Below are 21888 nucleotides of genomic sequence, written 5' to 3'. Positions count from 1 at the left end.
GATTGCCGTCATGAAGATCGGAGAACTGGCCAAACTCACCGACTGCGCCGTGGAGACCATCCGCTACTACGAGCGCGAAAACCTGCTGCCGGAGCCGGCCCGCAGCGACGGCAACTACCGCGTCTACACTCAGGCCCACGCCGAGCGCCTGACTTTCATCCGCAATTGCCGCACCCTCGACATGACCCTCGAAGAAATCCGTAGCCTGCTGGCTTTGCGCGACAGCCCGCAGGATCAGTGCGAAAGCGTGAATGCGCTGATCGACGAACACATCCATCACGTCAAGGCACGGATCGATGGGTTGCTCGCACTACAGGCACAACTGCTCGACCTGCGCCAACGCTGCGGCGAAGGGCCGGATATTGATCAATGCGGGATTTTGCAACGGCTGGAAGTGAGTGGCGGGGTGGTGGCGACGGAGGTTGAGCATTCACATGTGGGCCGTAGCCACGGCCACTGAAAACATGCCCCTTGTAGGAGCGAGCCTGCTCGCGATGGATTCAAGGACGCCGCGTGGTATCAGGCTCCCCGCGTTATCGTTGACCACCATCGCGAGCAGGCTCGCTCCTACAGGGGTACAGCGTACGGCTTCAGACCGCCATCGGCGCCGTCATCGGCGGATGGTGCTCGTAGCCTTCCAGCGAGAAATCGCTCGGCTCGACCAATTCGAGCCATTCCGGCTGGTAGACACCCGTCTTGGCAAACTCCGGCACACGATCACTGATCACCAGTTTCGGCATCGGGAACGGCTCGCGCTTGAGCTGCTCGTTGAGCATGTCCAGGTGGTTTTCGTAGACGTGGGCGTCACCGATGAAATAGGTGAACCAACGCGGCGTGTAGCCGGTCAGGCGACCGATCAGGCTCAGCAGCGCGGCGCCTTCGGTGAGGTTGAACGGCGTGCCCAGGCCCAGGTCGTTGGAGCGGATGTAGAGGGTCAAGGAAATCTCTTTGGTCTCGACATTCGGGTGGAACTGGTACAGCAGGTGGCACGGCGGCAGGGCCATTTCATCGAGCTGGGCGACGTTCCAGCCGTGGAACAGGATGCGGCGGCTGCCCGGGTCCTTGATGATGGTGTCGACGCATTGACGAACCTGGTCGATGGCTTTGTACAGCACCACATAGGCCTGGCCGTCCTCTTCGCCTTCGGCGATCTGGCGGTAGCCTTGTTTCAGGGTCTGCTCGATGGCCGCCTGGTTGTTGACCGGGATCTGTTTGTACGCCGGCCACTTGCGCCATTGCACGCCATAGATCTCGCCGAGGTCGTCTTCGCCCTGACGGAACGGGTTGGCCAGCCACTGGGCGTTTTCGTTGGCGTTCTGGTCCCAGACCTTGCAGCCCAGGGCGCGGAATTCTGCCGCGTTGTTCACGCCACGCAGGAAGCCACACATCTCGCCGATGGCGGATTTGAAGGCCATCTTGCGCGTGGTGATCGCCGGGAAGCCTTCCTTGAGGTCATAGCGCAGCATCGCGCCAGGAAAGCTGATGGTGTTCACGCCCGTGCGGTTGGCCTGTTTGGTGCCGTTCTTGATGACGTGGGCGACCAGTTCGAGATATTGCTTCATGAGTTACCTGTGTCCTTGAACCCGGAGCCGTGGCTCCGGGGTTCGAATTTATACAGCTGCCGCTGGCGTTGCCGGGGCGCGGTGATACGCCAGCCAGATCAGGAACAGCCCGCCAACGATCATCGGCACGCACAGCACCTGGCCCATGGTCAGCCAGTTCCAGGCCAGATAGCCCAGTTGTGCGTCCGGTACGCGGACGAATTCGACGATGAAACGGAAGATGCCGTAGAACAGCGCGAACATCCCGGAAACCGCCATGGTTGGCCGCGGCTTGCGCGAGAACAGCCAGAGGATCAGGAACAGCGCCACGCCTTCGAGGGCGAACTGATACAGCTGCGACGGGTGACGCGGCAACTGCGCCGGATCGCTGAACGGCGGGAAGATCATCGCCCACGGCACGTCGGTCGGCTTGCCCCACAGCTCGGCATTGATGAAGTTGCCGATGCGCCCGGCACCCAGGCCGATCGGCACCATGGGTGCGACGAAGTCCATCAGTTGGAAGAACGACTTGTTGTTCTTTTTACCGAACCACAAGGCCGCCAGCATCACCCCGATGAAGCCGCCGTGGAACGACATGCCGCCCTTCCATACTTCGAAAATCAGCGTCGGATTGGCCAGGTACGCACTCAGATCGTAGAACAGCACGTAGCCGAGGCGGCCGCCGACGATCACCCCCATCGACATCCAGAACACCATGTCGGAGAGCTTTTCCTTGGTCCAGGTCGGGTCGAAGCGGTTCAACCGGCGCGACGCCAGCAGCCAGGCACCGCCGATGCCGATCAGGTACATCAGACCGTACCAGTGGATTTTCAGCGGACCGATGGCCAGGGCCACCGGGTCGATCTGCGGGTAAGGCAGCATTGCGACTCCTCGTTAGAGTTCAAATCTCAAAAATTCCCGGGCGACGCTGCCACCTCAGGATTAAGCCAGGATTGCGCCGGGTGTCAGAGCAAGAAGTTCAGGCCGACGCAGAACAGCAAAGCGGCAAACAGTCTTTTCAGCAACTTGGGCGACAGCTTGTGGGCCAATCGCGCGCCGATGCGGGCGAAGAACATGCTGGTCAGGGCAATGCCCAACAACGCCGGCAAATAAACAAAACCGAGACTATGGGCCGGCAGCAATGGATCGTGCCAGCCTAGAATCATGAAAAATAATGCACTGGACAACGCAATCGGCAAGCCGCAGGCCGATGACGTGGCCACCGCTTGCTGCATCGGCACACTGCGCCAGGTCAGGAACGGCACGGTCAGCGAACCGCCACCAATCCCGAAAATCGCCGACGCCCAGCCAATGACACTGCCGGCCACGGTCAGACCGAATTTACCCGGCACCGTTCGGCTGGCCTTGGGTTTGAGGTCCAGCGCCAGTTGCGCGGCGATGACCAGGGCGAACACACCAATGATTTTCTGCAGGTTTGGCCCGGAGATCGCTTCGGCGGTCAGTGCGCCGAAACCGGCGCCGATCAGGATGCCAACGGTCAGCCAGACGAAAATCGGCCAACGCACGGCGCCGCGCCGGTGATGCTCGCGAATGGCGTTGACCGAAGTAAAAATGATGGTCGCCAGGGACGTGCCGACTGCCAGGTGCGTGAGGATCGACGGATCGAACCCTTGCGCCTTGAAACTAAAGACCAGCACCGGGACGATAATGATCCCGCCGCCGACGCCAAACAGCCCGGCCAGCACGCCGGCACAGGCGCCAAGCGCCAGATAGAGCAGAAATTCCATGGTGCTTCACCACCCAACCCCAAAACCGGAGCGGCATGGTAACGGATGCATGGCCCCCGGCTCCACTGGATGGCGATGGATACCCGCACGATGACTGCGTAGAGTGAGCAAAAAACACACAAGGACAACCTTATGTGCCTGATTGTTTTCGCCTGGCGCCCGGACCATGCCCAACCACTGATCGTGGCGGCCAACCGCGACGAATTCTACGCTCGCCCCAGCCTGCCGCTGGCGCAATGGCCCGAAACACCGCAGGTCCACGCCGGACGCGACCTGGAGGCGGGTGGAACCTGGCTCGGCATTGGCGCCAACGGGCGCTTTGCCGCGCTGACCAATATCCGCGATCCGCATCGACAACCCGGCCGCCGATCCCGCGGTGAACTGGTGGCACGCTTTCTCACCGGCGAACTGCCGATTGATGACTATTTAGACGACGTTGTCGCACGTTCGCCGGAATATGGCGGCTTTAACCTGCTGGTGGGCAACATGCATGAGTTGTGGCACTTCAACGCCCGGGAGTCGGAAGCCGTGATGCTGCAACCGGGAACCTACGGGGTGTCGAATGCCGGGCTGGATACGCCGTGGCCGAAGCTGATCAAGGCGAAAGCAGCCCTGGGCAAAGTACTGGATGATCCCCAGCCTCAAGCATTGTTGGACTTGTTGAGCGATCCGCAGACCGCGCCGTTCGCCGAGCTGCCGGATACGGGGGTGGGACTGGCGACCGAGACGTTGCTGTCGAGCGTGTTCATTGCCAGCCAGAGTTACGGCACTCGGGCGAGTACGGCGCTGATTGTGCACGCGGACGGTTCGCGGCATTTGGTCGAAAGGAGCTTCGGGCCCTATGGCGGACATTTGGGCGAGATAGAGATCAGGCTTTAATTTTGTATTGCATGGACAGGCCTCATCGCGAGCAAGCTCGCTCCCACAAGGGATTTGCGTCGTTCGCAGATCCAGTGTGGGAGCGAGCTTGCTCGCGATGGGGCGGTCAGTGTTTCAGAGGGTTTTGACCGAAGCCGGATTGATCATCCGCGACAACCCAAGGTTCTTCAGCGCCAGTTGCAGCGAGCTGTGGATCACTTGCGGGTTGTCGATGGTCATCAGCTCGGCCAGCAATTCCTTGGCCTTGCTCAGGTTGATCTGGCGCAGCATCCACTTCACTTTCGGCAAGTTGGTGGCGTTCATCGACAGGCTGTCGAAACCCATGGCCATCAACAGCACCGCCGCCGCCGGATCACCGGCCATCTCACCGCAAATGCTCACCGGCTTGCCTTCGGCATGGGCATCGCGCACCACGTTTTGCAGCGCTTGCAACACCGCCGGGTGCAGGTAGTCGTAGAGATCGGCCACCCGTGGGTTGTTACGGTCCACGGCTAGCAGGTACTGGGTCAGGTCGTTGGAGCCGACCGACAGGAAATCCACCTGCCGCGCCAATTCCTTCGTCTGGTACACCGCCGCCGGAATCTCGATCATCACGCCAATGGGCGGCATCGGCACGTCGGTGCCTTCGTCGCGCACTTCGCCCCAGGCCCGGTGAATCAGGTGCAGGGCTTCTTCGAGTTCATGGGTGCCGGAGATCATCGGCAGCAGAATTCGCAGGTTATTCAGGCCTTCGCTGGCCTTGAGCATGGCGCGGGTCTGGACCAGGAAGATTTCCGGGTGGTCGAGCGTCACGCGAATGCCGCGCCAGCCGAGGAACGGGTTGTCTTCCTTGATCGGGAAGTACGACAGCGCCTTGTCGCCGCCGATGTCGAGGCTGCGCATGGTCACCGGTTGCGGGTGGAACGCGGCGAGCTGCTCGCGGTAGATCGCCAATTGTTCCTTTTCGCTCGGGAAGCGCTGGTTGATCATGAACGGCACTTCGGTGCGGTACAGGCCAACGCCTTCGGCACCGCGCTTCTGCGCTCGCGCCACATCCGCCAGCAAGCCGGTGTTGACCCACAGCGGCATGCGGTGGCCATCAACCGTCACGCACGGCAGATCGCGCAGCGCATCGAGGCCCAGTGCCAGCTGTTTCTCTTCCTCGACCACATCGGCGAACTGCTTGCGCAGCACATCGCTCGGGTTGGTGTAGACCTCGCCGTGGTAGCCGTCGACGATCATCTGGATGCCGTCGACCTTGGAGTACGGCAGATCGACCAGGCCCATCACCGTCGGGATACCCATGGCGCGCGCCAGGATCGCCACGTGGGAGTTACCCGAACCGAGTACCGAGACCAGACCCGCCAGCTTGCCTTCCGGCACCTCGCCGAGCATGGCCGGCGTCAGTTCTTCGCTGACCAGAATGGTGTTGTCGGGGTAGACCAGGGTTTGCTGACGCTCTTCCTGCAGGTAAGCGAGCAAGCGCCGACCCAGGTCCTTGACGTCCGAGGCGCGCTCACGCAGGTAGGCGTCGTCCATCAATTCGAAACGGTTGACGTGATCGGTGACCACCTGACGCAACGCGCCCTGGGCCCACTGACCGGTCTTGATCACGGTGGTCACTTCACTGCCGAGCGCCGCGTCGTCGAGCATCATCAGGTAGACGTCGAACAGGGCGCGCTCTTCGGGACGCAACTGGGTGGCGAGCTTGGCGGACAATGCGCGCATGTCGGCGCGCACACCCTCGATGGCGGTCTTGAAAAGCCCCAGCTCGGCGTCGATGTCGATGATGGTTTTGTCGGGCACCACATCCAGGTCGGCCGGAGGCAGCATGACCACTGCCGTACCGACCGCCGCGCCCGGCGAACCCGGTACGCCGACGAATTTGGCTTCCTGAATGCCTTTGCCCTGACGGCCCAGGCCACGGATCGAACCGGTGGCCTCGGCGTGGGCGATAACACCGGCGAGCTGCGCGCTCATGGTCACGAGGAAGGCTTCTTCACCCTCATCGAACTGGCGGCGTTCTTTTTGCTGAATGACCAACACGCCGACGACGCGACGGTGGTGGATGATCGGCGCCCCGAGGAACGAGGCGTAGCGCTCTTCGCCGGTTTCGGCGAAGTAGCGGTAGCGCGGGTGATCCGCGGCATTTTCGAGGTTCAGGGGTTCTTCACGCGTGCCGACCAGGCCGACCAGACCTTCATTGGGCGCCATGCTGACCTTGCCGATCGAGCGCTTGTTCAAGCCCTCGGTGGCCATCAGCACGAAACGGTTGGTCTCGGGGTCAAGCAGGTAGACCGAGCAGACCTGGCTGCCCATGGCCTCTTTGACGCGCAACACAATAATCCCCAACGCCGCCTTGAGATCCTTGGCGGAGTTAACTTCCTGGACGATCTTGCGCAGCGTATTGAGCATGGCTCGGGGTCGAACTCCGTCGTCAGTCGCGCGCTAAAAGGCGCGGGGCAAGCTCTTTGAGGGCGCGTCGATACACCTCGCGCTTGAATGTCACAACCTGGCCCAACGGATACCAATAGCTGACCCAGCGCCAGCCATCGAACTCCGGTTTACCGGTCAAATCCATCCGCACCCGCTGCTCGTTGGAGATCAGGCGCAGGAGAAACCATTTCTGCTTCTGGCCGATGCACAGCGGTTGGCTGTGGGTCCTGACCAGACGTTGCGGCAAACGATAGCGCAACCAGCCCCGGGTGCAGGCGAGAATTTCAACATCTTCGCGCTCCAGGCCCACTTCTTCGTTCAACTCGCGGTACAAGGCGTCTTCCGGCGTCTCCTGGGGGTTGATTCCACCTTGGGGAAACTGCCAGGCATCTTGATTGATACGGCGAGCCCATAGCACCTGTCCGGCATCATTCGTGAGAATGATCCCGACATTAGGACGGAAACCATCGGGGTCGATCACGGCAACAACCTCGCAAACGCATGTCGTCGCATTGTTCCACAAAGGTCGTGAAGGCAGCAACGCGCCGGCCTACCTTATGTGCACTCTTGTGAAAAGTCCGTATTCTGGACGCCTTTCTACAGACTTTTCAGCGAGTAACTGCAATGCGGCTGGCTTTATTCGACTTGGACAACACCCTTCTGGGCGGCGACAGCGACCACGCGTGGGGCGATTACCTTTGTGAGCGCGGCTTCCTCGACGCCGTGGCCTACAAGACACGCAACGACGAGTTCTATCAGGATTACCTGGCTGGCAAGCTGGATAACGACGCCTACCTGAATTTCTGTCTCGAGGTCCTCGGCCGCACCGAAATGGCCACGCTGGATCAATGGCACAACGACTACATGCGCGACTGCATCGAGCCGATCGTACTGCCCAAGGCGATTGAATTGCTGACCAGTCACCGCGAAGCCGGCGACAAGCTGGTGATCATCACCGCCACCAACCGCTTCGTGACCGGACCGATTGCCGCACGCCTGGGCGTCGAAACCCTGATCGCCACCGAGTGCGAGATGGTCGACGGCCGTTACACCGGACGCAGCACAGACGTGCCGTGCTTCCGTGAAGGCAAGGTGACGCGATTGAATCGTTGGCTGGAGGAGACTGGGCATTCGCTGGAAGACAGCTACTTCTATAGCGACTCGATGAATGACCTGGCGTTGCTGGAGCAGGTGGCGAATCCGGTGGCCGTCGATCCGGATGCGAATTTGCGTGCCGAGGCCGAGAAGCGTGGCTGGCCGGTGATTAGTCTGCGCGACTGACTGATGACCCTACTGTAGGAGCGAGCCTGCTCGCGATGGTCGTTAACGAAAACGCGGGGCACCTGATGCCCCGCGGTAATCTTGGTTTTTTCGCGAGCAGGCTCGCTCCTACACTGGCTTGGCGCCCATCAATCCGGCAATGGCGATAAAACACACAAAGCTGAACAACGCCAAGGCAAAACTGAACTTGCCGACACCGCCCGGCGCCTTGCGCAACCGGTTCAAGCGCACCATCAGCCAGAACCACGCCAGCGCCGCCACGGTGTAGAGCACGCTCGACGCCAGCAGCCAGGTCTGCCCAAGCGGCCAGCCCACCAGGTGGACCATCCACCAGCCGGTAAACGGCATGCTCAGTAGCGCCAGCCCCATCAACAGCCAGACAAACACCCGCGGCCTTTGCAGGGTGCGACTTGCCGCCGTCGCATCACCGTTGCGCCGGGCCCGCCAGACCCAGATCCCCAAGCCCAATGCGCCCAGCAGCAACACGACTGTCGCCACCAAGTGCGCCGCTTTCAGGGCCGTCAACGTTTCCATGGCTCGCTTTCCTTATGACTTGCCCATCAGCGTAGCCGTTCAGCCGAGAAACAGCTTATAGGCCGGGTTGTCACTTTCGTCCCAGTACGGGTAGCCGATTTCCTCAAGCGCCGCAGGCACCAGATGACGCTCATCGTGAGGCACCTGCAGCCCGGCAACCACACGGCCATCCGCCGCGCCATGGTTGCGGTAGTGGAACATCGAAATGTTCCAGCGCCCGCCGAGCTTGCTGAGGAAGTTGAACAATGCACCCGGACGCTCAGGGAATTCGAAGCGCAGGATCACTTCATCGACCACCTGGGCCGCACGGCCGCCGACCATGTGGCGAATGTGCAACTTGGCCAGTTCGTTGTCGGTCAGGTCGATCACCGGGAAGCCTTGCTCGCTGAGGCTGGCAATCAGCGCACTGCGCGGGTCGGTTTCCGGGTGCGTCTGCACGCCAACGAAGATGTGCGCCTCGCTGCCGGTGTTGTAGCGATAGTTGAATTCGGTGATCTGGCGCTTGCCGATGGCTTCGCAGAACGCCTTGAAGCTGCCCGGCTTCTCGGGAATGGTCACGGCGATGATGGCTTCGCGACCCTCACCCAGCTCGGCGCGCTCGGCGACGTGGCGCAAACGGTCGAAGTTGACGTTGGCGCCGGAATCGATGGCCACGAAGGTGTGCCCGGTGACGCCGTGCTGCTCGACGTACTTCTTGATCCCCGCCACGCCCAAGGCGCCGGCAGGTTCGGTGATCGAGCGGGTATCGTCGTAGATATCCTTGATCGCGGCGCAGATTTCGTCGGTGCTGACGGTAATCACTTCATCGACATGGTCTTTGCAGATATCAAAGGTGTACTGGCCGATCTGGGCCACCGCGACGCCGTCGGCGAAGATGCCCACGGTCGGCAGCACAACGCGCTCACCGGCCGCCATGGCGGCCTGCAGGCAATTGGAGTCGTCCGGCTCGACGCCGATGATCTTGATTTCGGGACGCAGGTATTTCACGTAAGCCGCGATACCGGCGATCAGCCCGCCACCGCCCACCGGGACGAAAATCGCGTCCAGGCGCCCTGGATGCTGGCGCAGAATCTCCATGGCCACCGTGCCCTGCCCGGCAATGGTGTGGGGATCGTCATAAGGGTGGATGTAGACATAGCCTTTTTCATCGACCAGTTTCAGCGAATAGGCCAGGGCTTCCGGGAACGAATCGCCGTGCAGCACCACTTTGCCGCCACGGGAGCGCACGCCTTCGACCTTGATCTCGGGGGTGGTCTTGGGCATCACGATGGTCGCTTTCACGCCCAACACCTTGGCCGCCAGGGCCAGGCCTTGCGCATGGTTGCCCGCCGAAGCGGTGACCACGCCACGGGCGCGCTCTTCGTCGCTCAATTGGGTCAGCTTGTTGTAAGCGCCGCGAATCTTGAACGAGAACACCGGCTGCAAGTCTTCGCGCTTGAGCAAAATACTGTTGCCCAGCCGCTCGGAGAGCTGACGGGCAGTCTGCAATGGAGTTTCTACGGCAACGTCATAAACGCGCGAGGTGAGGATCTTTTTGACGTACTGTTCAAGCATCGGAAAGCATCACTGAGCGGGTTGGGCAGGACCACGGAGTCTAACCCGGCTTTTAGGCAGGCGACCACACTAAACCGGTGGTTTTAGGTCACCCGAAAGAGATCACTCCCTGTCGGAGCGAGCTTGCTCGCAAAAAACCAAAGGCACCGCGGGGTATCTGGTATTACGCGTTATCGTTCACGACCATCGCGAGCAAGCTCGCTCCTACAGTAATTGGGCGTGCCTCTGACCCGCCAATCGGGCAATGACCTGCCCCGCTCCCAAGGCCTATAATGCTGGCCTTTCGTTTCCCCTATTCGGCACCTCGGAGCCCGCATGACCCAGGATCAACTCAAACAGGCAGTGGCTCAGGCCGCCGTCGACTTCATCCTCCCGAAACTCGATGACAAGAGCATCGTCGGGGTCGGCACCGGCTCCACCGCCAACTGCTTTATCGACGCCCTGGCCCAGCACAAGGGTGCATTCGACGGCGCGGTCGCCAGCTCCGAAGCCACGGCCGCCCGCCTCAAGGGCCACGGCATTCCGGTGTACGAGCTCAATACCGTCAGCGACCTGGAGTTCTACGTCGACGGCGCCGATGAAAGCGACGAACACCTGCACCTGATCAAGGGCGGTGGCGCAGCCTTGACCCGCGAGAAGATCGTCGCGGCCGTGGCCAAGACCTTCATCTGCATCGCCGATGCCAGCAAACTGGTGCCGGTTCTGGGCGCTTTCCCGCTGCCGGTGGAAGTGATCCCGATGGCCCGCAGCCACGTGGCCCGTGAACTGGTGAAACTCGGCGGCGACCCCGTCTACCGTGAAGGCGTGCTGACCGACAACGGCAACATCATCCTCGACGTCTACAACATGCAGATCACCAACCCAGTGGAACTGGAAAAGCAGATCAACGCGATTGTCGGCGTGGTCACCAATGGCCTGTTCGCCGCGCGCCCTGCGGATTTGCTGTTGCTGGGGACCCGTGAAGGCGTGAAGACCCTGCGCGCAGAGTAACCCGGGCTGCCCACTCATTTGTGGGCACATGAAAAACCTGTGGGAGCGGGCTTGTTCCCACAGTTGTTTTGGGGTGTTTATCAGTTCTGCGGCGGCTTCTTGAAGACGTAGAACAAGTTCGGCTCGCTCACCAGATACATCGTGCCGTCGTCGTCCATGGCGATCCCCTCCGCTTGCGGAACGGTCTTTTGCAACCCCTGCCGACCCTTGTTCAGCGACAGGGTGCTCAGCGGTCGACCGTCCACATCCAGCTCAAGAATCAGCCTCGACTCGTCGGACAGCGCCAAAAGGTGGCCACTGCGCTCGTCATATTGCAGGCTCGACAGGTCCCGCACGAACATCCCGGCATCACGCCTGGGATTGTTGATGACATGCACCGCGTAGGATTTTTCCGGGTTGAAATGCGGAAACCCGTGCACTTCGTAGATCAACATCGGGTCGCGCTCCTTGGCGACAAACAGGCGCTTGCCCACCGAGTCGTATGCCAATCCTTCAAACCCCTTGTTGCCGCTCATGTGGACGCCAAGCGTCATCTGTTCGGCGTCCGCCGCATCGAGGAAGGTAGCGCCCTGCTCCAGGTGAATCTTGATCAGGCGCTGCTGGCGCTCGTCAGTGACCACGTAGGTGTCGGCGCTGATGAACTCAACGGCCTCCGGATCGCCGAAGCCGATCAATGCCACGCGACGCAAAATTTTGCCGTCCAGGGACAGCTCGATCAGCTCGGCGTTTTTATTGGTCACGGTGAACAGGCTTTTGCGTACCGGGTCGAAGGTCAACGCCGAAACATCATCATCCAGGCCTTCGATGACTTGTCCCTCCAGCACCACCTGATAGCGGTCCAGGCCAATGGATTGCGCATTCATCGGCTGCCAAAGCGTGTTCAGGTTGAACCAGGCGCGCTCGAACAGGCGCAGGTACTGGCCAACCGCAGACAACACGATCAGCACAATCACCGAGAGCATCACTATCAATGGTTTGGGGCGGGCAAGTCGACGCATTCAGGTAGCTCGGAATCAAAACAGGCGGATGAAATATCACGCCTGTCTGAATTCAAGCTTAAAGGTCATTAGCGCTGAAAAACAATGCAGGAACAGCCGCTGGTCAGCGTTGTTTTTCGAAGCGGTAGAACAGGTTGGGCTCACTCACCATGTACAGCGTGCCGGCCTCGTCCATGGTCACGCCTTCAGCGCGGGGAATGGTATTTTTCAGGCCATTGAAACCACCCAGCAGGGCAATGAAGCTGACCTGCGCGCCCTTTTTATCCAGCTCCAGCAACAGGTGGGAATCGGCGGACAGCACCAGCATGTGCCCGGTCCGCGGATCGATGGCCAGGGCCGAGAGATTGCGCATGTCCAGAGCATGACTGGCAAGCTTGACCTTGTCTCCGGTCAGCACCTTGCCGTCGCCTTTCCAGGTAAACAATGCTGGCGGGCGCTCTTCGCCCAGCATCAATTGCTGATTGCGCGAGTCCCAGGTGACCCCTTCGAACGCCTTGTTCTGGTCTTTCGACGGCCCGAGGTCGTATTTCGGGAAGTTGGCGATGTTCAGCTCGCGGGTGTCGGCATCGACCTTGACGATGGTTATCAGGTGCGCGCGCTCATCGACAATGGCCAGCAAGCCGTTACCCAGCACCGTGACGCCTTCCGGATTGCTCCAGCCCACCAGCGGCATTTTGCGCAGCACATCGCCCTGCAACGTCAACTCGACCAGAAACGGGTTTTTGCCCATGACCGAAAACAGGGTTTTGGTCTGCGGATCGTAGGCCAGGTCCGACGCTTCGTCCTTTTCCATACCCGGCAGGGGCTTGGCGTCGATCACCGCGCGATAATCCGGCAGCCAGACGCTCGCCTGGCGCTCGGCCGGGCTCTTGAACTGCTCGCGCACCCACAACACGCCACGATTGTCCCAATGCATGGCAAACGCGAGGCCGTAGGCAGCGACGACGACCAGCAAAAGCCAGGAATACCAACGCATGGCGAAGCGCGAACGACGGGCAGGTTTCGGCGTGAGCAGCGGTTGGGTGGCCATCGGAGAATGCATCCAGAAATTCAGGCTAAGGGTAATAGCACAGTTGGGATCGGCTCAGACGCCGAAACCCTGGAATTATCCAGACAGAATGTGAAAAAAACGGGAAATGGCGGGAACGTCTTGTGGGAGCGAGCAAGCGCGCGCCCACAAGATTCAGCGGTGTCTCGACTAACGAACGCTACTGGTGAAGCGGCTGGCGCCCGGCAGTTCCAGGACAATCTCATCACCGACATTCAACGGCCCCACGCCCACTGGCGTGCCAGTGAGGATCACATCACCGGCCTGCAGCGAGAAGCAGCCTGCCATGTGCTGGATCATCGGCACGATCGGGTTGAGCATCGCGCTGCTGTTGCCATCCTGGCGAACTTCGCCGTTGATGGTCAGGCGAATGCCGATGTCGGTGAGGTCGGCGAAGGTGCTGCCGGATACGAACGGTGCAATCACCGCCGCGCCGTCGAAGGACTTGGCGATTTCCCAGGGCAGGCCCTTGGATTTCAGCTCGGCCTGCTTGTCGCGCAGGGTCAGGTCCAGGGCCGGGGCGAAACCGGAGATGGCGTCGAGCACTTCTTCACGGCTTGGCTTGGTCGACAATGGCTTGCCGATCAACACCGCGATTTCCGCCTCGTAATGCACCGAACCGCGGTCGGCCGGAATGCTGAAACCACCTTCCAGAGGCACCACGCAACTGCCCGGCTTGATGAACAGCAATGGCTCGGTCGGGACCGGGTTATCCAGTTCCTTGGCGTGTTCCGCGTAGTTACGGCCGATGCACACCACTTTCCCCAGCGGGAAATGAATACGCGTACCGTCGACATACTGGTGCTGATAGCTCATGGACCGACTCCTGGTTCGTAGCGCTTGAATTCGAAATCAAACAGCGAAAATCTTGCCCGGGTTCATGATGCCGTTCGGGTCGAACACCGCTTTGACGGCCTTCATGTACTCGATCTCAACCGGGGAACGGCTGTAGGTCAAGTAATCACGCTTGGTCATGCCAACACCGTGTTCGGCAGAGATCGAACCGTTGTACTTCTCGACGGTTTCGAATACCCACTTGTTGACGGTCGCGCACTTGGCGAAGAACTCGTCCTTGCTCAGGTTGTCGGGCTTGAGGATGTTCAGGTGCAGGTTGCCGTCACCGATGTGACCGAACCAGACGATTTCGAAATCCGGGTAGTGTTCGCCGACGATCGCGTCAATTTCCTTAAGGAACGCCGGGACTTTCGACACAGTGACCGAAATGTCGTTTTTGTATGGCGTCCAGTGGGAAATGGTTTCGGAGATGTATTCGCGCAGTTTCCACAAATTCTGCAGCTGGGTTTCGCTTTGGCTCATCACGCCGTCCAGCACCCAGCCCTGCTCGACGCAGTGCTCGAAGGTTTCCAGCGCGTGATTGGCCACTTCTTCGGTCGTCGCTTCAAATTCGAGCAGTGCGTAGAACGGGCAATCGGTTTCGAACGGCGCCGGCACGTCGCCACGGGCCATGACTTTGGCCAGGGCTTTATCGGAGAAGAATTCGAAGGCGGTCAGGTCGAGCTTGCTCTGGAACGCGTGCAGCACCGGCATGATCGAGTCGAAATCGGCTGTGCCGAGGACCATCGCGGTGAGATTTTTAGGTGCCCGATCCAGACGCATGGTCGCTTCGACCACAAATCCGAGGGTGCCCTCGGCGCCGATGAACAGCTGACGCATGTCGTAGCCGGTGGCGTTCTTGATCAGGTCGCGGTTGAGTTCCAGCACGTCGCCCTTGCCGGTGACCACTTTCATGCCGGCCACCCAGTTACGGGTCATGCCGTAGCGAATCACCTTGATTCCGCCGGCATTGGTGCCGATATTGCCACCAATCTGGCTCGAACCTGCCGAAGCGAAGTCAACCGGGTAGTACAGGCCGTTTTCTTCGGCCACGTTCTGCAAATGCTCGGTCACCACGCCCGGCTGACACACGGCGGTGCGGTCGGTGAGGTTCACATCGAGAATCTGGTTCATGTAGTCGAACGACACGACCACTTCGCCATTAGCGGCCACGGCGGCGGCGGAAAGCCCGGTACGGCCACCGGATGGCACCAGTGCCACCTTGTGTTTATTCGCCCACAGGACAATGGCCTGGACCTGTTCGGTGGTCTTCGGGAACACGATGGCGGTCGGGGCCGGGGCAAAATGCTTGGTCCAATCCTTACCGTAAGCATTCAGGGAGTCGGCATCGGTCAGCACCTTGCCGGGCTCAACCAGGGTCTTCAGCTCATCAATCAGGGCAGGATTGGTCATCGACAGAACTCTCGAACAATTCATGGTCATCCTGAGAACGCTTCACGTCGCAGGAATGAGTGTTTAGCGGGGCGCATATGCTAGCATACCGACCCCGCAGCATAGTGCCCAACGGCTGTTCTGCGGCGACGGCATTCTTGTCGTCCGGGTCAGCGTCTGTTGACCATTTCCTGCCATTTTTCTCCGGGATACAGGTTTACGCAGATGAGCAAGACTTCTCTCGATAAGAGCAAGATCAAGTTCCTTCTTCTCGAAGGCGTCCACCAATCGGCTGTCGACGTCCTCAAGGCGGCGGGCTACACCAGCATCGAGTACCTCACAGGTTCTCTGCCGGAAGCCCAGCTCAAGGAAAAGATCGCAGATGCTCACTTCATCGGCATTCGCTCGCGCACTCAACTGACCGAAGAGATCTTCGATCACGCGAAAAAGCTCGTGGCTGTAGGGTGTTTCTGCATTGGCACCAACCAGGTCGACCTGGACGCGGCCCGCGAGCGCGGTATCGCTGTGTTCAACGCACCGTACTCCAACACGCGTTCCGTTGCCGAGCTGGTGCTGGCCGAGGCAATCCTGTTGCTGCGCGGCATCCCTGAGAAGAACGCTTCCTGCCACCGTGGCGGCTGGATCAAGAGCGCGGCCAACTCCTTCGAAATCCGTGGCAAGAAGCTGGGCATCGTCGGCTACGGCTCGATCGGTACTCAACTGTCGGTCCTGGCTGAAGGCCTGGGCATGCAGGTGTACTTCTACGACACCGTGACCAAGCTGCCATTGGGTAACGCCACCCAGGTCGGCAGCCTGAACGAGCTGCTGGGCATGTCCGACATCGTGACCCTGCACGTGCCGGAAACCGCTGCGACCCAATGGATGATCGGCGAGAAGGAAATCCGCGCCATCAAGAAGGGCGGCATCCTGATCAACGCCGCGCGCGGCACCGTGGTCGAACTGGACCACCTGGCCGCTGCCATCAAGGACAAGCACCTGATCGGCGCTGCCATCGACGTATTCCCGGTGGAGCCACGCTCCAACGACGAAGAGTTCGAAAGCCCGCTGCGTGGCCTGGACAACGTGATCCTGACCCCGCACATCGGTGGTTCCACCGCCGAGGCGCAAGCCAACATCGGTCTGGAAGTGGCAGAAAAACTGGTCAAGTACAGCGACAACGGTACCTCGGTATCGTCCGTGAACTTCCCGGAAGTGGCCCTGCCGGCTCACCCTGGCAAGCACCGCCTGTTGCACATCCACGAGAACATTCCGGGTGTGATGAGCGAGATCAACAAGGTCTTCGCCGAAAACGGCATCAACATTTCCGGTCAGTTCCTGCAGACCAACGAGAAAGTCGGCTACGTGGTTATCGACGTAGACGCCGAGTACTCGGAGCTGGCGCAAGAGAAGCTGCAACACGTCAACGGCACCATCCGTAGCCGCGTGTTGTTCTAGCAGCAGCTACAAGCTGTAAGCTTCAAGCGGCAAGTAGCGATCGCCTCTGCTTTTACTTGAGGCTTATAGCTTGAAGCTTGCAGCTTCTGTTAGAACAGCAGCTACAAGCTGTAAGCTTCAAGCGGCAAGTAGCGTTTGCCTCTGCTTTTACTTGAGGCTTATAGCTTGAAGCTTGCAGCTATAAAAAAGGGAGCCCCAGCGAAGCGGGCTCCCTTTTTTTATTTCACATTGACGGTGATCTTCTTCGAGACGATCGGCGGATCGAACGGCATATGGCCGCTGTCGCCCAATTCCAGCTGAAGAGTGTGTTTGCCCGGTGTCAGGGTTATTTCAGCCTGGGTCTGTGCCTTGCCGAAGTGCAGGTGGTTGGCATCGTTGGGAATCGGCGCGCCCGCCGCCGGCAGTTTGTCGACATCGATCAACAAGTGATGGTGGCCCGTGTTCTTGGTGGTATCGCCTGCTGGCGCCAGCGCGATGTTCTCGACAGCGAATTTGACAACGACAGTTTGCGGAACCGTGGCACCGTCCGCGGGAGAAACAATGGACACTACTGCACCCTCGGGTGCCATTGTGGCCGCGCTGGCCAGCACAGAAACGCCCATCAGCAGGCCAGCCAAAGCAGCACGTGACATAAAGGTTTTCATTCTCTTCTCCAGTTTTTCCGTAAAATCCGCATGACCATCACAACTTCATGGTCAATCGTTGTCGAAGGCACTCGACAACCATAGCAAAGCGAGCCTGAATCAGAGGGTCGCGATAAAAAATTCAAAGGAGTGACCATGCGCTTTCTGCCTGGCCTGATCTGCCTGCTACCCCTTCTGAGCCCTTTGGCTCATGCCGAACTAATTGATGACGTCAACGACCGCGGTGAACTGCGCATAGCCCTTGAGGCTAATACACCCCTTTTCAATTTCAAGAAAGACGACAAGCTTGAGGGCTTCGAAGTTGAATTGGGTCAACTGCTCGCCGACGAACTGGATGTTCGGGCTGACTTCGTCGTCACCGACGGCAGCGATTTGCTGACCGGTGTCGAAAGCGGCAAGTACGACATCGCCATCAATCACATAACAGAGACCCCGGCGCTCAAGGAACGTTTCGACTTCAGCGAACCTTACAGTCGCGCCGATGCACAATTGATCGCGCAGAAGGATGAGCCACGCTCAATGCTGCTGGTGCAATCACTGACAGAAGAGAAGCCGAAAACCCGTTCGCCCGTGAACCTGGCGATTCCGTTTCAGAAGGGCAATCCGGCATTTCATGCCAGCCTGGAAAACGCATTGCAGCGGATCAAGGCCGATGGCCGGCTTCAGGCGCTGGAGGAGAAGTGGTTTGGGGCAGATGCGGGTGTAACGCTGAAACAATGACGCTGTAGGCGCGAGCTTGTTCGCGAAGGACTGCAGTGCGCCGCGTTTACCCAGCTCACACGCGTTATCGTTGACGACCATCGCTGCGATGCGGCGATCCGACAGGCCAGCTCCTACAGGGGTCGGTTCAGCGCCGCGAGGGCTGCCGCCGCTTCAGCCAGCTCCAGCTCGCTGAAGACTTGCACACCGTGGCGCTTGAGCAGTGCAGCCGTCACGCCTTCGCCACTGACTTTCACCCCGCTGAACGTGCCGTCATAGGTCTGCAGATTGCCGCAGGACGGGCTGTTGGCCTTGAGGATGGCAATGCCGATGCCGTGCTGTTGCACCAGCGCCAGTGCCTGACGGGCACCACTCAGAAACTGCGCGCTGACGTCCTCACCCTCGGTCGTCAGCACCGACGCCTGGCCATCCAGCACCTCACCACCCTGCCCACCGGGAATTTCGGCAGCGGCCCGTGGCGTCGGCAATCCTCCGGCGACCTCCGGGCACAACGGCACGACGCGGCCTTCGTCGAGCCATGCCTGAAGCGGATCGAACGGCCCGCTGGCCCCGCCGTCGTAACGTACGCGATGCCCCAGCAGACAGCGGCTTACCAGAATTTTCTGCATGATCAGAACGGCTCGTTGCCGCGACGCCGGAACCATCCGGTCAGCGACAGGCGCTCGCGGGTCGCAGGCAACACTTCATGGGGAACTTCGCCCGACAGGAAGACCACCAGGCAGCCCCCAGTCGGTATCACATCGTATGCCGCACCTTCATCCAGGTACATGCGCAACTGACCACCGTGTTCGGGCAGCCAGGCGTCGTTGAGGTAGACCACCGCCGAGACCATGCGCCGGTCGTCATCGCGAAACCGGTCGACGTGCTTGAGGTAGAACGCCCCCGGCGGGTACATCGCGAAATGGCTTTCGAAATCTTCCAGGCCCAGGAACAGATCGCGGTTCATGGCCTCGCGCAGGCTGTCCATCAGTCCCAGATAGCTGTCGCAAGCCCCGGCCTGGCCGGGCTCGATCCACTGGATATGATCGCCGCGAATGCCCTCGCGAATCTCCGAGGTGGGCCCGCGCCCTACCGCAGCCGGGGCCAGTTCACCCTCGGCAGCACGTTTACGGCACTCGGCCGCCAGTGCTCGGGTCAGATCCAGAGGCAGGAAAATATTCTGCTGCGACCAGCCATTGGCGGCCAGGTCATCGACGATTCGTAACAGCAACGGGTGATCAGAAGGTATTTGCATGGCGCGCATAGTATTCCTGCGCCTGAAAATCCGACAGAGCCACGCAGCGGGTTGATACGAATTCTCGACAAGTCCGTATGCCACACGGAGAATAGTCGCCTGCTGACAGGAGTCCCTATGCGCCGTTTGCTTTTCTCCCTGCTGATGTTCTGCGTTTTGCCCGCTTGGGCAGACGGCCATGACCAGTTGTACAAGGTCGCCGGCTGGCCAGAGCAACGCGCGCATTTCAACGATGCCCTTTCAGCCGCCCAGCAGCGCTACCAGAGCAGCCTGCCACCCGCCGTGTTCCAGGCACTGGTCAACAACAGCAATCAGCGCTTTGACCCCAAAGCCGTGGACCAGCGCGCCGAATCGCAACTGCGCAAGAACCTCGCCGATCCGAAACCGGCACTGAACTTCTTCCAGTCGCCCTTGGGCAAGAAGATCGTGGCCGCCGAATTGCTGGCGACCCGCCGCGATCAACTGGCGAAAAACGCCAAGGGCTTGCCGAAGATGCAGGCCAGCGACAGCCGCCTGTTGATCATCGGTCACCTGGCCCAGGCCCTGCCCGCTCGCGAGGCCGGTGCGGAAGTCAGCCTGGCGATTGCCGGTGTCGCGGCCGACAGCCTGAGCGCGATGATCCCCGGCCTGCTCGGCGCCGGCCAGGCGCAAGGCATGTTGAACGGACAGCGCCAGCGCTTGATGGAGCAGATCGGCAGCGACCTGAACAACACCCTGCTGTATGTCTATCGCGACCTGTCGGATGAAGAACTGGAAGAGTTCGCCACATTTGCCGAGTCGGCAGAGGGCAAGGCTTATTACCAGGCGGCCCTGGCGGCGATTCGGGCGGGGCTGGCGGTGGGGCAAAGCACGTCGAACCTGGCCCAATAATGTTTGGGAGCCCGATCATCGCCATCGCGAGCAGGCTCGCTCCCACAGCTCATTCGTCCATTTTGAAAGGGCACACATCCTGTGGGATCGGTCTTGCCCGCGATGGGGCACGCATGGTCACTGACCATTCCGGCCCTTGATCCGCCTGGTCAAGAACCCGAAGTACTCCCCTCGCAACGCCGGCACTTCATTCGCCAGATGATGCCTTGCCTCAGGCAGCATCAGCACCTGCGGCCGATCAAACTTGCCCCGCAATACCTCAAGGTTATGTTCCCAATCCACGGTCATGTCCGCCTGGCCTTGCACAATCAGTGGTCGCCGGGGGCTCGCCGGTGCGGCTTCGACGCGTTTGATCCAGCGTGCCAGCGCGCCTACCCAAGCCGTCGGCAGACGCAGTGGCTGCAAAGGATCGGCCTGCAGGAAGGGCAAAAATTCCGGGTCGTTGGAGTTTTCGCTGAAGCGTCGGGCAATGGCTTTGACGAAAGGCTTGAGCAGGTAATAGCTGAATTTCGACCAACCCCACGCCCGCGGCCGCACCAGCGGTGCCAGCAGAATCACCTGGCCCTGTGCCGGGCTGCTCGCCCCCGCATTCAGCACATGATCGATCACAATGGCGCCGCCGGTGCTTTGCCCGCACAAATGCCACGGTTGCGGCAGCTCCAGGGATTGCGCCTCGTTGAACAACCCTTGCAGGGTGTCCTGGTATTCGGCGAAATCCCTGATGCTCGCCCGCTCGCCGCTGGACAGCCCATGCCCCGGTAAATCGCAGGCAATCACGGCAAACCCCTGATCCAGCGCCCACTCGATCACGTGCCGATAAAGTCCGGTGTGATCATAAAAGCCATGAAATACAAACAGCGTCGCCTTCGCCCGTTCGGGCCACCAGAACTGGCTGACGACTTCATAGCCATCGACCTGAAAACGCCCCAGTCCGCTGCTTACATTACGCGTAGAAAAATCCAGCCCGTAAAACCGCTGATAAGCCTGTGCCTCTAAAGACAGCGGCTGCCTCTCGGCCAATGGCCGCAGGCTGGCGCGCAGGTGATCAGGGTCGAAGGTGGCCGGCATGAATGATTCCAGAGCGTGAAACGGACTTTATGGATCTGCGATATTCATCTGTCGCAGCAAGCATGGCAAGCTAGCCGACTTTCAAGGAGTGAACCCATGCGCTCGCCCGCCCGTGCCACCCTGTTTGTCAGCCTGTTAGCGCTCGTGTGTGCCGGGGTGCTGTGGGCTGCTTACGACTGGTTTCAGGGACGCTACCTGCGTGCGTTCAGCGAGCATACCGCCTTGTTCTCCGGTGATCCGCTGCGCCTGCCCGCTGACCTCGCCGGCCCTGGCGCCATCCGCCTGGTGCATTTCTGGGACCCGTCCTGTCCGTGCAATGTCGGCAATCAACAACACCTGACCGAACTGGTCGAGCGCTACGTACCGCAGGGCGTGGAATTTTATGCGGTTCAAAAGCCCGGCAGCCATGGCCAGCTACCCGGCACCTTGAGCCGTCTGAAAAGCATCGAGGTTTTGTCCGGTGCCGAGCAAATCCCTGCCAGCCCGGCCGTGGCGATCTGGGATCGCAGCGGCAAACTGGCGTATTTCGGCCCCTACAGCGAGGGCCTGACCTGCAACTCGAGCAACAGCTTTATCGAACCGATTCTGCAAGCACTGAACGAAGGTCGTGAAGTGAGTGCCACGCACACGCTCGCGGTGGGTTGTTACTGCCCCTGGCGCGTCGATACCGCAAAGTAGGGAAA

Annotated in this window: 23 protein-coding genes; 8 read left to right on the top strand and 15 right to left on the bottom strand. The window is 60.3% G+C overall.

The window, feature by feature from the left end; genetic code table 11:
* The first annotated feature begins 10 nt into the window (after window positions 1–10).
* On the top strand, window positions 11–460 hold the full coding sequence (gene cadR / locus BLV61_RS16885) for a Cd(II)/Pb(II)-responsive transcriptional regulator (protein WP_090466519.1): 450 nt from the start codon (window positions 11–13) through the stop codon (window positions 458–460).
* Window positions 461–590: 130 nt separating this feature from the next.
* Here the strand turns inward: cadR and BLV61_RS16880 are convergent, their stop codons facing one another.
* The 3 genes from BLV61_RS16880 to BLV61_RS16870 all read right to left on the bottom strand — a co-directional run bounded on the left by BLV61_RS16880 (window position 591) and on the right by BLV61_RS16870 (window position 3289).
* Window positions 591–1562, bottom strand: a complete 972-nt coding sequence (locus BLV61_RS16880; protein WP_047534640.1) for a thymidylate synthase — start codon at window positions 1560–1562, stop codon at window positions 591–593.
* Between the two features lie 48 nt (window positions 1563–1610).
* Window positions 1611–2423 carry a prolipoprotein diacylglyceryl transferase gene (gene lgt, locus BLV61_RS16875; RefSeq protein ID WP_047534642.1) on the bottom strand — a complete coding sequence of 271 codons (813 nt, stop codon included), beginning with the start codon at window positions 2421–2423 and terminating at the stop codon, window positions 1611–1613.
* Window positions 2424–2506: 83 nt separating this feature from the next.
* Window positions 2507–3289 (bottom strand): sulfite exporter TauE/SafE family protein, encoded by a 783-nt coding sequence (locus BLV61_RS16870; protein ID WP_090466516.1) that lies wholly within the window; start codon window positions 3287–3289, stop codon window positions 2507–2509.
* 132 nt (window positions 3290–3421) lie between these two features.
* On the opposite strand from BLV61_RS16870, the gene BLV61_RS16865 reads away from it, so the two are divergent.
* Window positions 3422–4168, top strand: coding sequence for an NRDE family protein (locus BLV61_RS16865; RefSeq protein ID WP_090466514.1), 747 nt, complete (start codon window positions 3422–3424; stop codon window positions 4166–4168).
* 114 nt (window positions 4169–4282) lie between these two features.
* On the opposite strand, the gene ptsP is transcribed toward BLV61_RS16865, so the two are convergent.
* A complete protein-coding gene (gene ptsP / locus BLV61_RS16860; RefSeq protein ID WP_047534645.1) occupies window positions 4283–6562 on the bottom strand; it encodes a phosphoenolpyruvate--protein phosphotransferase in 2280 nt (759 codons plus the stop codon).
* 22 nt (window positions 6563–6584) lie between these two features.
* Window positions 6585–7064 (bottom strand): RNA pyrophosphohydrolase, encoded by a 480-nt coding sequence (locus BLV61_RS16855; protein ID WP_007897732.1) that lies wholly within the window; start codon window positions 7062–7064, stop codon window positions 6585–6587.
* 143 nt (window positions 7065–7207) lie between these two features.
* Between BLV61_RS16855 and BLV61_RS16850 the strand changes: the two genes are divergently transcribed.
* Window positions 7208–7864, top strand: coding sequence for a histidinol-phosphatase (locus BLV61_RS16850; RefSeq protein WP_047534646.1), 657 nt, complete (start codon window positions 7208–7210; stop codon window positions 7862–7864).
* A 108-nt stretch (window positions 7865–7972) separates the two neighbouring features.
* On the opposite strand, the gene BLV61_RS16845 is transcribed toward BLV61_RS16850, so the two are convergent.
* Together BLV61_RS16845 and ilvA are read right to left on the bottom strand one after the other, a co-directional pair.
* Window positions 7973–8398: a DUF2269 domain-containing protein gene (locus BLV61_RS16845; RefSeq protein WP_090466512.1), complete on the bottom strand. Its 426-nt coding sequence runs from the start codon at window positions 8396–8398 to the stop codon at window positions 7973–7975.
* Window positions 8399–8437: 39 nt separating this feature from the next.
* Window positions 8438–9952, bottom strand: a complete 1515-nt coding sequence (gene ilvA / locus BLV61_RS16840; RefSeq protein ID WP_090466510.1) for a threonine ammonia-lyase, biosynthetic — start codon at window positions 9950–9952, stop codon at window positions 8438–8440.
* 315 nt (window positions 9953–10267) lie between these two features.
* Here ilvA and rpiA point away from each other — a divergent pair, with 315 nt between their 5' ends.
* Window positions 10268–10942, top strand: coding sequence for a ribose-5-phosphate isomerase RpiA (rpiA, locus tag BLV61_RS16835; protein ID WP_090466508.1), 675 nt, complete (start codon window positions 10268–10270; stop codon window positions 10940–10942).
* An 80-nt stretch (window positions 10943–11022) separates the two neighbouring features.
* On the opposite strand, the gene BLV61_RS16830 is transcribed toward rpiA, so the two are convergent.
* The 4 genes from BLV61_RS16830 to BLV61_RS16815 form a co-directional block, all read right to left on the bottom strand.
* A complete protein-coding gene (locus BLV61_RS16830) occupies window positions 11023–11940 on the bottom strand; it encodes an SdiA-regulated domain-containing protein (RefSeq protein ID WP_090466506.1) in 918 nt (305 codons plus the stop codon).
* A 103-nt stretch (window positions 11941–12043) separates the two neighbouring features.
* A complete protein-coding gene (locus BLV61_RS16825) occupies window positions 12044–12970 on the bottom strand; it encodes an SdiA-regulated domain-containing protein (RefSeq protein WP_090466504.1) in 927 nt (308 codons plus the stop codon).
* Window positions 12971–13138: 168 nt separating this feature from the next.
* Entirely contained in the window at window positions 13139–13804 is a 666-nt protein-coding gene (locus BLV61_RS16820; protein WP_047534660.1) for a fumarylacetoacetate hydrolase family protein, read from the bottom strand.
* 36 nt (window positions 13805–13840) lie between these two features.
* Entirely contained in the window at window positions 13841–15235 is a 1395-nt protein-coding gene (locus BLV61_RS16815) for an FAD-binding oxidoreductase (protein ID WP_090466502.1), read from the bottom strand.
* A gap of 204 nt (window positions 15236–15439) precedes the next feature.
* Between BLV61_RS16815 and serA the strand changes: the two genes are divergently transcribed.
* Window positions 15440–16669, top strand: coding sequence for a phosphoglycerate dehydrogenase (gene serA / locus BLV61_RS16805; protein ID WP_047534672.1), 1230 nt, complete (start codon window positions 15440–15442; stop codon window positions 16667–16669).
* A 218-nt stretch (window positions 16670–16887) separates the two neighbouring features.
* Here serA and BLV61_RS16800 read toward each other — a convergent pair whose 3' ends face one another.
* On the bottom strand, window positions 16888–17313 hold the full coding sequence (locus tag BLV61_RS16800; protein ID WP_047534675.1) for a DUF4399 domain-containing protein: 426 nt from the start codon (window positions 17311–17313) through the stop codon (window positions 16888–16890).
* 135 nt (window positions 17314–17448) lie between these two features.
* Between BLV61_RS16800 and BLV61_RS16795 the strand changes: the two genes are divergently transcribed.
* The gene (locus BLV61_RS16795; RefSeq protein WP_090466499.1) at window positions 17449–18033 is read left to right on the top strand and encodes a transporter substrate-binding domain-containing protein; all 585 of its coding nucleotides are present in this window, start codon (window positions 17449–17451) and stop codon (window positions 18031–18033) included.
* 113 nt (window positions 18034–18146) lie between these two features.
* Here the strand turns inward: BLV61_RS16795 and BLV61_RS16790 are convergent, their stop codons facing one another.
* Together BLV61_RS16790 and BLV61_RS16785 are read right to left on the bottom strand one after the other, a co-directional pair.
* Window positions 18147–18641, bottom strand: coding sequence for a 2-thiouracil desulfurase family protein (locus BLV61_RS16790; protein ID WP_047534678.1), 495 nt, complete (start codon window positions 18639–18641; stop codon window positions 18147–18149).
* 2 nt (window positions 18642–18643) lie between these two features.
* Window positions 18644–19276 (bottom strand): 2OG-Fe(II) oxygenase, encoded by a 633-nt coding sequence (locus tag BLV61_RS16785; protein WP_090466497.1) that lies wholly within the window; start codon window positions 19274–19276, stop codon window positions 18644–18646.
* Window positions 19277–19384: 108 nt separating this feature from the next.
* Between BLV61_RS16785 and BLV61_RS16780 the strand changes: the two genes are divergently transcribed.
* The gene (locus BLV61_RS16780) at window positions 19385–20137 is read left to right on the top strand and encodes a DUF2059 domain-containing protein (RefSeq protein WP_047534682.1); all 753 of its coding nucleotides are present in this window, start codon (window positions 19385–19387) and stop codon (window positions 20135–20137) included.
* 117 nt (window positions 20138–20254) lie between these two features.
* Here BLV61_RS16780 and bipL read toward each other — a convergent pair whose 3' ends face one another.
* Entirely contained in the window at window positions 20255–21205 is a 951-nt protein-coding gene (gene bipL / locus BLV61_RS16775; protein WP_090466495.1) for a phospholipase BipL, read from the bottom strand.
* A 96-nt stretch (window positions 21206–21301) separates the two neighbouring features.
* Between bipL and BLV61_RS16770 the strand changes: the two genes are divergently transcribed.
* Window positions 21302–21883 (top strand): DUF6436 domain-containing protein, encoded by a 582-nt coding sequence (locus BLV61_RS16770; protein WP_090466492.1) that lies wholly within the window; start codon window positions 21302–21304, stop codon window positions 21881–21883.
* Window positions 21884–21888 lie beyond the last annotated feature (5 nt).

Origin of the sequence: Pseudomonas mohnii (assembly GCF_900105115.1) — a bacterium.
Taxonomy (GTDB): domain Bacteria; phylum Pseudomonadota; class Gammaproteobacteria; order Pseudomonadales; family Pseudomonadaceae; genus Aquipseudomonas; species Aquipseudomonas mohnii.
This window is presented reverse-complemented; position numbering and strand designations above follow the sequence as displayed.